Here is a 13,846-nt window from a genome sequence, read left to right as displayed (position 1 = left end):
CTCACCACCATCGCCGAGGAGATCAACAATCGACCCCGCCGCCGACTGGGCTATCTCACGCCCACCGAGGCATTCGCTCGACTGCTCGCCGGCGAGCCCCATGTTGCTTCGACGCCTTGACATCGCCAGCCAAACACGCGACCTTACGTCGGATTCCCGCCGCGAAGGATTTAACGCATGGAAGATCGATAGTAACCTCTATCATTTCTATCGCCGCCATCGCGATCCATCTATTGTTTACAACAAAAAAGAACTCGCACCTCCAGACCCCAGCCTCATGCAACTATATGACTCGGCGATCCGACACATGGAGGGCCTAGAGAATCTCTGCACGGAAGAAATCGCGGCGGTCGAGGCTACACTGAGTACAGCCGCGGGCGATGCGGTGAATAACGAAGCACAAACTCAAAGCATTTTTAACACCGTGTTGTCCGTCGCAGCGATCATTTTAGGTATCCCAGCACTCTTCCTAGCCTTTTATTCGGCGGGCAACATTGTGCCGCTGAGAACATCACAACAACTCGTTGCGTTCTCACCCGTCGGGATCTCGATTGTGCTTGCCGGCATAATTCTGGTCTGGAAGCGAAAGTTCATTTCGAAAACTCTGCTGGCCCTCGCATCGCTCGTCATCCTCGGGTTGGCCGTAGCGATGCTCATCTTCGCGATCATTGCCCCGGCCGCTCCGTAGCTGTTCCAGGCCACCTACCCCTTTGCCGCCCGCTCGGCCACCGTGAGGTCGAGCGGGAAGTCCACCGGCGCCTGGCCGAACATGACCCGCCCCGCACTCGCGGCGGCCTCGCGGATGGCCTGTGCCGCGACCTCGGCCTGTTCCAGCGGGGCGTGGACGATCACCTCGTCGTGGAGGAAGAACACCAGATGGGCGCGCCGCTCGAACACCGGTCCCGAGGCGCGGGCCGGCTCACCGCCTGTCGCGGGAAGCTGGGCGAGGCGCAGCCGCAGGTCGGCAAGCCACGCCAGCGCCCATTCGGCGGCGGTGCCCTGGACGACGAAGTTGCGTGTGAAGCGACCCCAGTCGCCGGCGGCCCGCCGGGCGCGGTTCTCATCCTGGGGACTCGCGTCGAACCTGTTCCCGCGCGCCTGCGCTTCACGCCACCGTTCGTCGGGCTCCGGTGAGGTGCGGCCCAGCCAGGTGGACACGCGCCCGCCCCTGCGGCCCACCTCGGCGGCGGAGTCGACGAGCGCCATGGCCGCGGGGAAGCTTGTCCGCAGGCGCGGCACCAGCCGTCCGCTCTCCCCCGTCGTCGAGCCGTACATGGCTCCCAGGACCGCGATCTTCGCCTCCTGGCGCGTGCCGACGATGCCCTCCTCCACGAGGCCGGAGTAGAGATCGCGGCCCCGCCCGGCCTCGGCCATGGCGCGGTCCCCGGACATGGCGGTGAGCGCCCGGGGCTCGAGCTGTGCGACATCTGCGGAGATGAGCGTCCAACCGGGATCCGCGCGCAGGGCCGGGCGCAGCTGGCGCGGGATCTGCAGCGCCCCGCCGCCGCTGGCCGCCCAGCGCCCGGTCACGACCCCGCCGGGCACGTAGACAGGGCGGTAGCGGCCATCGCGCACCCACTCGTCCAGCCAGTTCCAGCCGTTCGCGGCGAGCAGCCGCGCCTGCTTCTTGTAGCGCAGCAGCGGTTCGACAGCCGAGTGGTCGTGCTCGCGCAGCTCCCACTTGGAGGTGGAGGCCACGTTGATCCCGGCGTTGCGCAGGGCTTGGAGCAGCCGCGGTGGTGAGTCGAGGTTGGCGCGCGGATCGCCCAGCGCCGCCCGCACCTCCTGGGCGACCTCGAGCATCTTGGCGGGCTTGGCGCCCTCCATGGGCCTCGGCCCCAGGTGCTCCGCGAGGATCCGGTCGTGTTCGGCCACGTCCCACGGCACCCCGGCGGCCTGCATCTCCGCGGCCACAAGCCCGCCGGCGGATTCGGCGGCAAGCAGCAGGCGCAGACGGGCCGGCTGGGCAGAGGCCGCGATGGCCCGCTCCTGTCGCCGGTATTCGGCGAGCGCGGAGTCGATGTCGTGGGGCACCTGCTTGGTGCGCGCCCGGCGCCGCTCGGAGCCGAACTCCTCGACGTCGAACAGCGCCTCGCCGCGCAGATCCTCCACCTCGGTCAGCGGGGGTGCGGCCCACTCCTGCGCAGCGGCGAGCGCCCGGCCCTCCGGGGCGCCGGCGAGCGCCTGCGCACCCGCGAGGATCGCATGCGCCAGGCGCAGGTCCCGCGAGCGCTCGATGGTCACCCCGGCGGCCAGCAGCGGCGGATACCACAGGGGCGTATCGCTGAAGGCAAAGCGCGTCGGGCGCCCTGCGCGGGCGCGCACAAAGCCGGGCAGCTCACTGGCATCGAATTCGCGGCGCGCGCTCGGCTCACCGGCGCCGTCCAGTTCCACCGCCACGACGCCGCGAGCGGAGTGGGGAGCTGGGAGGCCGGATGCCGTGTCCTCTGGTCGGGTGCCCAGCAGCCACACGGATGCGCCGGCTTCGGCCTCTGAGCTCATGGGGCCACGCTACTGCCCCGCGCGGGAGCGGCACGTGCGGGCGGTCCACTCGGGCCCGCGGGCTATGCGGGTTTGCGCGCCACCAGGGCGACGCCGCACAGGCTATGGCGATGAGCGCGGAACACCGCGCGCATGCCCAGGACGCGGCGCCGCGCCTGAGCGTCGCGCAGCACGTTGCCGATGATGCGCAGGGTGGCGCGCACACCCTCGTCGGCGAGATTGCGCCGCAGCTGGAGGAGGGCCATGGGCGCGGTGTCGGTCCACTCCACCACGAGTCCGGCGTCCTCGAGCAGTGCGCTCCACTCCGCCACGGTGAGGGGGCGGGCGTTGACCTTGATCGCGCGGGCCAGCTGCCGGCGCAGGGCCGTCTTGGTCTCGTCATCGAGGCCGTCTGGGCGCAGCCCGAGCTCGTGGATGGCATAGCGGCCTCCGGGGCGAAGCAGCCGGGCCGCCTCCGCGATCATGGCAGTCTTCGCGGCATCCGTGTGCATCGTGAGGATCGCCTCGCCCACGACGGCATCGGCGCAGGCGTCGGGCAGTCCCGTTTTCGCGGCATCGGCGACGACGATCCGCGCCCGGGGGCCCACCGCGATCTCCGCCTGCACCGCGGCGTCCGGGTCCTTCTCCACTCCTGTGTACGACGCGGGTGCGGCCGCCAGGATCTCCACGGCCGTGCGCCCCAGCCCCGGTGCGAGTTCGACGACATCCGCCCCGCGCAGCTGCGCATGGGCGAGCAGCGCGCGGGTCAGCCCGAGACCGCCGGGCCGCAGCACGCGCTTTCCCAGCCGCGCCAGGAGCCAGTGACCGGGGGCGTCCTCCGCTCGGCGGCCGGCGCAGGGGATCGGGGCCTGCGCGTTCATTTCCGCCTCCCTGTGGCTACGACGCGCCGCCGGCTGAGCACTGGACGGCGCTGCCTCAAGCCAACCACTGCTCGGTCGGCCGCGGAAGGGCGCCCGCGCGAACCGAGATGCGGGGTCTCAGCGCTGCGGCCGATGAGCCGAGCGACACCGGCGAGCGCACTCCGACCCCGCTGACCCCGCCCCTACCGCGGCATATTGGCGAACCGCGAGCGCGCACCCTGGAAGGCCACCGTGATGTCGCCGGTCGGCCCGTTGCGGTGCTTGGCGACCATGATGACGGCCTCACCGGCGTGCGGGGACTCCTTGTCGTACATGTCGTCGCGGTGGATGAGGAGCACCATGTCCGCGTCCTGCTCGATCGAACCGGATTCGCGCAGGTCGGAGATCATGGGGCGCTTGTCCGTGCGCTGCTCGGAGGACCGGTTGAGCTGGGAGAGCGCGATGACGGGCACCTCGAGCTCCTTGGCCAGCAGCTTGAGCGAGCGGGAGAACTCGGAGACCTCCTGCTGACGGGACTCGACGCGCTTGCCGGAGCTCATGAGCTGCAGGTAGTCGATGACGACCATCTTCAGATCGTGCTGCTGCTTGAGCCGCCGGCACTTCGCGCGGATCTCCGTGAGCGCCATGTTGGGCGAGTCGTCGATGAAGAACGGCGCGTCGTTGATGTTGCCCGTCACGGATGCCAGCGTCGTCCAGTCCGACTGTGCGAGCTCACCGCGGCGCAGCGACTGCAGCGGGATCCCCGACTCCGCGCTCAGCAGGCGCATCGTCAGCTCCTGGCGGCCCATCTCCAGGGAGAACACGACCGTGGCCTGGCTGTGGTGGATGGCCGCCGAGCGCGCCATGTCGAGTGCCAGCGTCGACTTGCCCACGCCGGGGCGGGCGGCGATGACGATCATCTGCCCTGGATGCAGGCCGTTGGTGAGCTCGTCGAACTCGTAGAAGCCCGTGGGCACGCCCACGGTGTCGTCCCCGTGCGAGGCGGTCCGGTCGATCTCCTCCATGACCGGGTTGATCATCTCGGACAGGCGCACGTAGTCCTCGGACGCGTTGCGCTCGGTGACCTGGTAGACCTCGGACTGCGCCCGGTTGACGAGGTCGTCGGTGTCGCCCTCCGCGTCGTAGCCCATCTGCACGATGCGCGTGCCGGCCTCGACGAGCCGGCGCAGCAGCGCCTGCTCGCGCACGATGTTGGCGTAGAAGCCCGCGTTCGCGGCCGTGGGGACCGACGCGATGAGCGTGTGCAGATAGGCTGCGCCGCCCACGCGGGCCAGGCCACCGGTCTTCGACAGGGAATTCGCGACGGTCACGGCGTCCGCGGGCTCACCGCGGGCGTAAAGATCGAGGATCGCGTCGTAGATCGTCTCGTGGGCGGGCTTGTAGAAGTCGTCCGCGCGCAGGTTCTCCACGACGTCGGCGATCGCGTCCTTCGACAGCATCATGCCGCCCAGCACGCTCGACTCGGCCTCGAGATCCTGCGGGGGCGTGCGCAGGCCCGCCTCCGCCCGCTGCCAGTTGTCCGTCTCGCTCATCGTCTCCGTCCCATCGCACTCGCCTCTCCCGCGCCCGCGGCGCCGGCCAGCACCGCGCGCCCGCGCACCTCGCCCCCGGGGAGAGCACGCCTAAGACTACCGTCCGGCACGGACCCGGCGACGCCGCTCGCGGCGCCACCGGGCCCTGCCCCGGTCACTCCCAGCGCGCGGCCTGCGGATCCACGCCGTGGGCGCGCGCGTTGGCGTCGATGACCTCCTTGAGCCAGGCGGTCAGCCCCGCCCCGAGCCGGTCGTAGTACTCGACGTAGCGCGGGTCCTGCACGTAGCCGGTGGCGATGAGCACCTGCTTCTGGTGCGTCATGTCGAACCACTGCCCGATCTGGGCGAAGTGCCGTTCGGCCAGCGCATTCGCGGCCGGTGAGCCCGGCGCCGTCCCTGCGGCGAACGCCGCGGCGAGGTCTTCCTCGAAGGACTCCGCCTCGGCGCGCACGCGCTCCCAGTCCGCGGCGCTCAGCTGCGCCTTCACCCGCTCCGACTGCTCCCACTCCGGCGTATCGCCCCAGTGCTCCTGCGCCTCCTGGGCGTAGCGGTCGTCCCACTGGCTGCCGAACGCCTCCGCCTGCTCCTGCGGTGTGAGCCTCTCATCCATCCTGTGGACCTCCATCATCCGATCGACTGCGGAGACCATCTCCTGCAGGCGGTCGATGCGAGCGGCGAGCAGCTCCCGCTGTCGGACCAGGTGGCCAGCGACGTCCACGTCCGGGTCGTCGAGCACCCGGGCGATCTCGTCCAGGCGCATGCCGAGCTCGCGGTAGACGAGCACCCGCTGCAGCCGGGCGATGTCGCAGCCCGCATACAGCCGGTAGCCCGCCCAGGTCCGCGCGCTCGGGCTCACCAGCCCGATCTCGTCCCAGTGGTGCAGCGCCCGCACGCTCACGCCCACGGCGCGCGCGGTGGCGCCCACCGTGAGACCCTCGTCCGGCTCGGCTGCGCTGCTCATCCGCTCATCATCTCCCACACCCCGCAGGCTGGTCCCTCACGTCGCGTCAGGGTCAAGGCGGCGCTTCGCCCAGCAGACGGGCCGCCCCCGCGCCCGAGGTGCGGGCCCGGGCGAATCCGGAACCGCACCTCGGGCGCGGGGCGGCACACCTGCACGGCCAGCGGCCGGCGCGCGGCGGGCCTCAGCCCTGGGAGAGCGTGACCCTGCGCACGAGCGGGTTCGTCACCAGCAGCCCCGCGCGGACGATGAGCGCACCCACGACGATGGACCCGAGGAGCACGAGGAACGTCGCCGGCTTCATGACGAGGGCCATCCCGGCGAACGGCAGCACGAGGAACAGGCCCAGCCCGCCGGCGAACGCGGAGACCCACACGACCGGCATCATGACGGCGCTGACGTTGATCCGGCGCACCGTCTCCTCCGCCATCCCCGCGGCGTGCAGCTCCCGGTAGGTGGCGGCGCGGTCGTAGATGTCCGCGGCCTGGTTGATGACGGCCGAGGCCGCGATGAAGAGGAACGCGATGCCCAGGGTCAGGAGGACTCCGGTGAGGATGTCGTCCATGAGGTAGCGCTCGGGTCCGGTCAGCCCCTCGCTGCCGGCCGCGCCGATGAGGGCGACCCCGGTGCCGGCGAACGTCGCGGTGAACGCCGTCAGCGCGAGCCCGGAGACCCGCCGCCAGTACTGCTTGGGCGAGGCGCTCACGAGCCGCGCGGCGATGAGCTGGTGGGCCGAGCGCGCGCGGCGCCCGCGGGCCCAGGCGACGAGGCGGACGAACAGCACGCCCAGCACGTCGACGAGCAGCATGCCCAGCAGGATCATCGCGAACAGGCCCGCGCAGATCACCGCCACGGTGGTCCCCGCCTTGCTGACGAACACGGCGATCCCGCAGGCGGGCACGAGCAGCGCGCCCGCGATGATCCGCCCCACTGGGAAGCGGGCCTCCAGGGACTTCGTGCGCACGCCCAAAGGCGAGATTGCGATGCGGCGCAGGCCCACGAGCGCGCTGCAGGCGCTCACCAGGAGCAGCCCCGCCGCGGCGAGCAGCAGCACCCACCAGGGCAGCATCATCGCGTCATAGCCCAGGCCGTGGCCCTGGAACGGGATCCGGCTCAGCGGCAGCGCCAGCACCAGGTAGCCCGCGATACCGGCCAGCGTGCCCAGGGCCGCCATGAGCAGCGGCTCGGCGAGCGAGACGAGCGTGACGGTGGTGCGCGAGGCCCCCAGCAGCGACAGCGTGGACAGCCGCTCGTCCTCCCGGCGGGCGGACAGCGTGGCCGCGGACTGCCCCAGCGTGACGGCGGGCACCACGAGCAGTGCGGTCGCAATGGCGGCGAGCCCCTTGTAGAGCACGTCGAGGCTGTCATCCAGCGGCGGCCACTGGAGGAAGGCCCACAGCCCGCCGGCCACCGTGAGGAAGAGCGCCGAGCAGGCGGCGAAGGCCGCGACCATGAGCATGCCGGGCACGCTCGCGATGCTCCGCCAGCCCACGAGCAGCGGCACCAGCCGCCGCGCGGTGGCAAGCGAGCCGCGCGCGCCGAACGCGGCAGGCCGGGCGGCGGCCGAGGGCGTGTCCGGGCGGGGTGCGTCGGCCGGACCGCCGGTGGGCGCGGGGCCCGTGCCCTCGGCGTCCCGCTCCGCACCCGCGGTGAAGCCGGCTGCCCGGTCGGCAGCGGCCCGGTCGACTGCGGTGTGGGCGCTCATCGTGCGCCCCCCTGCCACGCGCTTGCCTGCGCGGCCGGCGCCCCGGCAGGTGGGAATCCGGTCTGCGCCCCGGCGGGTGCGAACCCGGCCTGCGGGGCAGGGTGGGCCGTCGTGCCGTGGGCGGTGTCGGAGACGATCCTGCCATCGGAGAGGCGCACGGTGCGCGAGCACGCGGCTGCCACCTGCTCGTCGTGGGTGACGAGGATGAGGGTGCGCCCGCGCCCGGCCGTGGTGCGCAGCAGCAGCGCGAGCACCTCGGCGGAGGTGGTGGAGTCCAGGGCCCCGGTGGGCTCATCGGCGAAGACGATCCCGGGCTCAGTGATCTGGGCGCGCGCGATCGCCACGCGCTGCGCCTGGCCCCCGGAGAGCTGGCCGATCCGCTTGGCCGCGTGCTCGGCGAGGCCCAGCCTGCCCAGCCAGTCGCGGGCGAGCGCCGCGGCGCCGGCCCGGGGCATGCCCTTCATCATCGCCGCGATCGCCACGTTGTCCTCCGCGCTGAGCTCGGGCAGCAGCAGCCCCTCCTGGAAGACGAAGCCGAAGGCCTCCCGGCGCAGGCGGGTGCGCTGGGCCTCCGACAGTGCGCTCAGCTCGACCTGGGGTGTGTGCTCGGAGGCGGCGATGCGCACCTGCCCCCGGTCCGGGAGGACCATCCCGGCCAGGACGTGCAGGAGGGTGGTCTTGCCCGAGCCCGACGGGCCCATGATGGCCACGGACTCGCCCGCGCGCACCGCGAGGTCGACTCCGGCGAGCGCCTGGGTGGGCCCATAGGCCTTCCCCAGGCCCTGGGCGGTGATGAGGGGCGGGCCGCCCACGAGCGCGGTGGGCGATGAGTGGGGACGGTGGGCGGGAGCCGGCGGGGCGTCCCAGAGCTTCTGCGTGTTCATGGCTCCACTCTCGCCCGCAGGCGGGGCGGGCCGCCATGGAGCAATCCGCCCGCCCGGGGGTGGAAAACCCGAAGGCGGGTCCGGGGGCTCAGCCGAGCATCTTCACGATCCCGGGCACGCTGAGCACCGCGACGTAGTAGCCCATGAACAGCACGCCCGCGTGCAGCTTGAGCGCGCGGATGAGCGCACCGCTGACCACGCCGATCGTCAGGGTCACCACGAGACCCATGATGCCGCCCTCCCAGAGGCTCACGACGATGACGAGCGCCGTGAACGCGGCGATGATCGCCTCGTGGCTGACGTGGCGGACCACGAAGCGGGCCGCCGTGTGGGAGAACCGCATGACGAAGGGGTAGGCGATGAGCGCGGAGACGGCGACGGAGAGCAGTCCGAAGACCAGGAACTCCGGCTGGCTGAGGAACGACGAGAGGTTCGTGTGCGCCCCTGTGCTGGCATCGGTGGAGAACACCGGCGGCGCGTTGAACAGCGGGGCGGCCGGGCCCGCCGCCACGGGGCTGAGCGGCAGGCCGAACGCGATGAGCGGGATGAGCGCCTCGGCGATGTACGTCGACTCGGTGGTGCCGTTCTTGGCGGTGAGCACCGTGGTCAGGCGCTCGTAGCCCTGCTTGATGCGCCCGCGCACCAGCTCGCCCATGAGGACCGTCATCGCGACGGGCGAGAAGACGAACGTGGCGCTGGAGACCACGGAGGTGCCCGCCACCGCGCCCACCTGGCGGCGGTCGAGCAGCGCGAACGGGCTCGAGGCCCAGCGGCGGCGCCGACCGCCCTGGGCCACCGCGGCCTTCACCGGCGGGGCGAGGAAGACCGCGGAGGGCTCGGCACGCCGCATGGCCGTCCGGTTGGCCGGGACGAGGACGCGCAGCAGGTCGAAGATCATGGGCCCGATCGCGATGCCCAGGAAGTAGCTGGTGGCGAGCTTGACCCCGGAGCCGGCGGTCCACGCCTGCAGCCCCAGGACCAGCGCGGTGAACGGGATGAGCGCGAGCACGCCGGCAAACTTCGCCTTCGACGCGTACGCGATCCCCGCCGCGGCGAGGAGGAAGATCCACGGCGCCCACGTCTCGATGAGCGTGCCGAACGGGGAGAGGATCCAGGCGAAGAGCACGGCGGCGGGCACCGCGATGACGGCGGAGACGAGCGCGCCGGCGACCGCCTTGCGCAGCGCCAGGTGCGGGACGCCCAGCGCGCGCAGCTGGTCCGCCTCCTCCAGCAGCGGCACGGCCGTCGTGTCACCGGGGATGCCCAGGAGCATTGTGGGGATCGCGTGCGTCATGTGCTTCGAGATCGCGCCGGCGAGGAAGAACGTGAACACGCCGGCCGGGGGCACGCCCAGCAGGATGACGGCCAGGGTGAGCGGGGCGATCGTCGCCGTCTCATCCGTGCCGGAGACCACGCCGATGAGGGTGAACACGAGGGAGCCGATGACCGCCATGAGCACGGCGATCGGGATGTTGGCGACGAGTTCAGCCATGCTCGCGCTCCGTCCGCTGGGCCTCTTCGAAGACGGGGGTGAGACCGGCCTCGTCCAGTTCGCGGCGCGACAGCGGCGAGGCCTGCTCGAGCGTGCCGAGGCCCTGGGGCGAGGCCGCCATCTCCTGCACGACGGCGGCGCTGCGGGCGGCGCCCGTGGCGTCCTGGGTCACCGTGCGGGCCGGGCGGAAGAGCATCCCGGTCACGATGCCGGCGGCGACGCTGCCGAGGATCCCGGTGATGAGCGACCACACGTGGACGAGCTTGGCGTCGGCGAGCAGCGCGGTGAACACCGCCTGGCCGCCGTAGAGCCCCGCGAGCGCGCCGAGCACGGCGATTCCCACGCCGATGAGCAGGCGGCGGCCCACCACGGTGTCGCCCCAGACGAAGAGGTACTCGCCCGCGGGCTCGGGCTGCGCCTGCGGCGCCGGGTCAGATCGCATCGTGGCGGTCCCTTTCGCTGCGCGCCCCATTGTGCGCGGTTCGTCGTGGTGCGGCGGCTCAGGCGCGGTCGAGGGCGCGCTTGACCGCCGAGGTGGTGCTGCGGCCCAGCGCGCGGTCGACGGCATCCGTCGCCGCGGCGAGGGCGCGCAGGTCGATTCCGGTCTCGAAGCCCATGCCGTGCAGCATCCACAGCAGGTCCTCGGTGGCGAGGTTGCCGGTGGCACCGGGCGCGAACGGGCAGCGCCCCAGGCCGCCCGCCGAGGAGTCGAACTGCCGGATCCCGGCGCGCAGTGCCACGTCAACACACGATAGCGCCTGACCGTAGGTGTCGTGGAGGTGCAGGGCGAGCGAATCGGGTGCGAATCCCGCACCGTGCAGCCGGCCGAGGATGTCCTCGACCTGGCCCGCATGGGCCACGCCGATCGTGTCGCTGATGACGACCGTCTGGCAGCCGGCGGCGCGGAGCGCCTCGGCGGCGCGCACCACCGCGTCCGGGTCCACCGCGCCCTCCCACGGATCCCCGAAGCACATGGACAGGTAGCCGCGCACGGCGGAGCCGGCGGCCACAGCGTCCCGCGCCACCCTGCCGGCCGTCGCGATGCTCGCGTCGCGGTCCGTGCCCAGGTTCGCGCGCGCGAATGCCTCCGTGGCGCTGGCGAAGACGGCGACCGAGGCGGCGCCGGCGGTCAGGGCCCGCTCGAGCCCGCGGGGGTTGGGCACGAGCGAGACGAGCTCGGCGCCGGCCTGCCCCGCCAGGCCGGCGAGCACCTCCTCGGCATCGGCCATCTGCGGCACGCGGCCCGGGTGGACGAACGAGGCGGCCTCGAGCGAGCGCACGCCGGCGGCGAGCAGCCGCCGGCAGAAGTCGATCTTCAGCTGTGCGCTCAGCGGCGCGTCCTCGGCCTGCAGGCCGTCGCGCGGGCCCACCTCGTGGACGCGGACAGCGCGCTCGGCACCCGCCGCGGCACTGACCGCCCGCGCCGGCGCGGTCCAGGTGCGGGCCCCCGAATCGCCCGCCATCAGCGCCGCAGCTCCGCGAGGACCTGCTCGGCCCGGTCCGCGCGCACGGTGCCCGAGGCGACGAGGCGCCGGGCGACCTCGGTGATCTCCTCGCCCTGGGCGCCGGCGGAGACGGCGACCGTGCGCGCGTGCAGGGTCATGTGCCCGCGCTGGATGCCCTCCGTGGCCAGGGCGCGGACGGCGGCGACGTTCTGCGCCAGCCCCACCGCGGTGATGACGCGGGCCAGCCGGTCGGCGCTGTCGGTGCCGATGATCGCGACATCGGCGCGCGCCACGGGGTTGGAGCGGGTCGCCCCGCCCACGAGGCCCACGGGCATGGGCACCTCTATGCTGGCCTCGAGGTCGCCGGCGGCGTTCGCCTCGAAGCGGCTGAGCGCACTGTACGACCCGGAGCGCGCCGCGTACGCGTGGCAGCCGGCCTCGACGGCGCGGGTGTCGTTGCCGGTGGCGAGCACGACGGCGGAGATCCCGTTCATGATCCCCTTGTTGTGCGTGGCGGCGCGGTAGGGGTCAGCCTCCGCCAGCGCCGCGGCATCGAGGATGTTCTCGACGACCGCCGCCCCGCCCAGCTGCGCGGCGGAGAACACGGCGCGGGCGCGCACGATCCGCCGATCGGCGTAGTTGCTGAGGATGCGCATGAGGGCGCGGCCACCGGCCAGCTGCGCGATGCGGTCGGAGAGGCTCTCGGCGATCGAGTTCACCGCATTGGCGCCCATGGCGTCGCGGACGTCCACGATGAGGTGGACGACCACCTGGGGGCCGCGGCGCGTGTGCACAACGCGCGCCTCGATATCGCGGCAGCCGCCGCCCAGCGAGACGAGCATGGGGTCCACCGCGTCCGCGGCCTCCCGCAGCTCGGCGCAGGCCTCGAGCACCCGGGCCGCCGCCGCATGGGGGTCCGCGGCGCCGATGATCTGCACCTGGGCGATCATGACGGGCCCGGTGGAGCTCGTGGAGAACCCACCGCACTCGCGGGCGAGGCGCGCGGCGTTCGCGGCCGCCGCCACGACCGACGGCTCCTCCGTGGCCATCGGGACGAGGACGGCCTCGCCGTCGACGATGAAGTTCGGCGCGAGGCCCACCGGGACGCCCATGACGCCGATGACGTTCTCGACGAGCACGTCGGCGTCCGCGGTGGACAGCCCCTCCCGGGGGTCGAGTGCCCGCAGTGCGTCCGGGTCGATCCCGGTGCGCTCGGCGGTGCCGCGCAGGCGCTCCTGCGGAGCGATGTCCTTGAGTCCCGACCAGCGTGAGTCCATGGCGTTCTCCTTCGCCTCGTTGCGATTGCGGTGACGGCCCCGGGGCGAGCCCGCCGACGCTCCCAGGCTAGGGTGCGGCGGGCCGGGCGGCGAGGTGCGAATCACACACCATGCCCCCGCTGCGGTGTGCGATCGACACACTCGCCTGCGCACCCCAGGCGGCGCAGGCGCCGGTCGAGGTCGTCCAGCCGGACCGCCGCCTCCAGCGCGAACATCCGCTCGGGCTCGCGCCACGTGGGGCCCAGGAGCGCGTCGATGCGCCGCAGGCGCTGCGTGACGGTGTTGAGGTGGTAGCCGCTGTCCCGCGCAGTCGCGCTGGGGCTGCGCCCGGCGCGCACATAGGCCGTGAGGGTCTGCGCGAGCTGCGAACCGCGCGCGGCATCGGCGCGGCGCAGGGGGCCGAGCTGGCGCTCGACGAATTCGTCGAGCACGCTGCGCTCTGCGCTCAGCAGCCCGGAGACCGGGGCGAGCTCGGCCAGCGCGATGACGCCCGTCCACTCGAGGGCCACGGCCAGGCGGGCGTGCGCGGCCGCCCGCCGCCAGGCCGAGCGCAGGGCACCGGGACCGGTCGCCTCCCCGCGGGGCGCACCCTGGGCCGCCGCGGTACTGGCCGCCGCGGTGTCGCCCGCCGGGCCGAGGGCCGTCGCAAGCGCGGGTCCGCGGCCGGGTGCCTCCTCCCCGAGCACCGCGGCTGCGCTGTCCGCGGCGCCGTGCGCTGCTGCGGCGTAGAGCGCCCCGGCGTGGATGCCGACGAGCACCCCGGGCAGCGCGCGCAGCCGCAGCCGGGTCCGCCGCAGCGCCGCCTCGGGGGCCGCGAGGACCCACGCGCGGGCCACGGCCGTGGGCTCCACCCCGCGGGCGAGCATTCCCCCCAGCACCCACCGCGCGGCCTCCCCCGGGGCGAGGAGTGCCGCCACGAGCCGATCGTCGTCGCCGGCCTCGCGCGCGAGCTGGGCCTCCTGCAGGCGCCACGCGCAGACGCAGATGCGCGCCCCGCGCAGCAGCGCGCTGCCCACGACGGGGCTCGGCTCCGCCCGCTCCCCCAGTGCCACGGCGAGCACGGCGCTGCCCGCGGCATCCGCCTCGACGACCGCGCAGGCCAGATCGGCGCCGTCGACGCCCGCGGCACTGGGGGAGCGGGCGGAGCCGAGCCCCGTCGTGGGCAGCGCGCTGCTGCGCGGGGCGCGAGAT

The 13,846-nt window shown here is 73.1% G+C and carries 12 protein-coding genes and 1 pseudogene; 2 read left to right on the top strand and 11 right to left on the bottom strand.

Annotation, left to right across the window (positions count from 1 at the left end; translation table 11 throughout):
• Together GSY69_RS15470 and GSY69_RS12195 are read left to right on the top strand one after the other, a co-directional pair.
• Window positions 1-120, top strand: a pseudogene (locus tag GSY69_RS15470) (IS30 family transposase); the annotation flags it as partial.
• Window positions 101-688: a hypothetical protein gene (locus GSY69_RS12195; protein ID WP_160954114.1), complete on the top strand. Its 588-nt coding sequence runs from the start codon at window positions 101-103 to the stop codon at window positions 686-688. The pseudogene GSY69_RS15470 and the gene GSY69_RS12195, both read left to right, overlap by 20 nt.
• A 14-nt stretch (window positions 689-702) precedes the next feature.
• On the opposite strand, the gene GSY69_RS12190 is transcribed toward GSY69_RS12195, so the two are convergent.
• From GSY69_RS12190 to GSY69_RS12140, 11 genes are all read right to left on the bottom strand, one after another.
• Window positions 703-2,502 (bottom strand): bifunctional 3'-5' exonuclease/DNA polymerase, encoded by a 1,800-nt coding sequence (locus GSY69_RS12190; RefSeq protein WP_160954113.1) that lies wholly within the window; start codon window positions 2,500-2,502, stop codon window positions 703-705.
• A gap of 62 nt (window positions 2,503-2,564) precedes the next feature.
• A complete protein-coding gene (locus tag GSY69_RS12185) occupies window positions 2,565-3,362 on the bottom strand; it encodes a class I SAM-dependent methyltransferase (protein ID WP_160954112.1) in 798 nt (265 codons plus the stop codon).
• Window positions 3,363-3,544: 182 nt separating this feature from the next.
• A complete protein-coding gene (dnaB, locus tag GSY69_RS12180) occupies window positions 3,545-4,894 on the bottom strand; it encodes a replicative DNA helicase (RefSeq protein WP_160954111.1) in 1,350 nt (449 codons plus the stop codon).
• Window positions 4,895-5,048: 154 nt separating this feature from the next.
• A complete protein-coding gene (locus tag GSY69_RS12175; RefSeq protein WP_160954110.1) occupies window positions 5,049-5,855 on the bottom strand; it encodes a MerR family transcriptional regulator in 807 nt (268 codons plus the stop codon).
• Window positions 5,856-6,036: 181 nt separating this feature from the next.
• Window positions 6,037-7,557 (bottom strand): FtsX-like permease family protein, encoded by a 1,521-nt coding sequence (locus GSY69_RS12170; RefSeq protein WP_235936528.1) that lies wholly within the window; start codon window positions 7,555-7,557, stop codon window positions 6,037-6,039.
• Window positions 7,554-8,441 carry an ABC transporter ATP-binding protein gene (locus tag GSY69_RS12165; RefSeq protein WP_160954109.1) on the bottom strand — a complete coding sequence of 296 codons (888 nt, stop codon included), beginning with the start codon at window positions 8,439-8,441 and terminating at the stop codon, window positions 7,554-7,556. Before GSY69_RS12165 ends, GSY69_RS12170 begins: the two co-directional genes overlap by 4 nt.
• An 88-nt stretch (window positions 8,442-8,529) precedes the next feature.
• Entirely contained in the window at window positions 8,530-9,933 is a 1,404-nt protein-coding gene (locus GSY69_RS12160; RefSeq protein ID WP_160954108.1) for a tripartite tricarboxylate transporter permease, read from the bottom strand.
• Window positions 9,926-10,375, bottom strand: a complete 450-nt coding sequence (locus GSY69_RS12155; protein WP_160954107.1) for a hypothetical protein — start codon at window positions 10,373-10,375, stop codon at window positions 9,926-9,928. Before GSY69_RS12155 ends, GSY69_RS12160 begins: the two co-directional genes overlap by 8 nt.
• A 58-nt stretch (window positions 10,376-10,433) precedes the next feature.
• Window positions 10,434-11,396: a hydroxymethylglutaryl-CoA lyase gene (locus GSY69_RS12150; protein ID WP_160954106.1), complete on the bottom strand. Its 963-nt coding sequence runs from the start codon at window positions 11,394-11,396 to the stop codon at window positions 10,434-10,436.
• On the bottom strand, window positions 11,396-12,760 hold the full coding sequence (locus GSY69_RS12145) for a hydroxymethylglutaryl-CoA reductase, degradative (RefSeq protein ID WP_328698867.1): 1,365 nt from the start codon (window positions 12,758-12,760) through the stop codon (window positions 11,396-11,398). The genes GSY69_RS12150 and GSY69_RS12145 overlap by 1 nt, the downstream gene beginning before the upstream one ends.
• The coding region (locus GSY69_RS12140; protein WP_160954104.1) for a PucR family transcriptional regulator at window positions 12,757-13,846 on the bottom strand (1,090 nt) is incomplete at its 5' end. The genes GSY69_RS12145 and GSY69_RS12140, both read right to left, overlap by 4 nt.

It is taken from the genome of Brevibacterium rongguiense (genome assembly GCF_009857845.1).
GTDB classification, from domain to species: Bacteria; Actinomycetota; Actinomycetes; order Actinomycetales; family Brevibacteriaceae; genus Brevibacterium; species Brevibacterium rongguiense.
The sequence above is the reverse complement of the archived record's forward strand: the minus strand, read 5'-3'. Positions and strand labels throughout refer to the sequence as shown.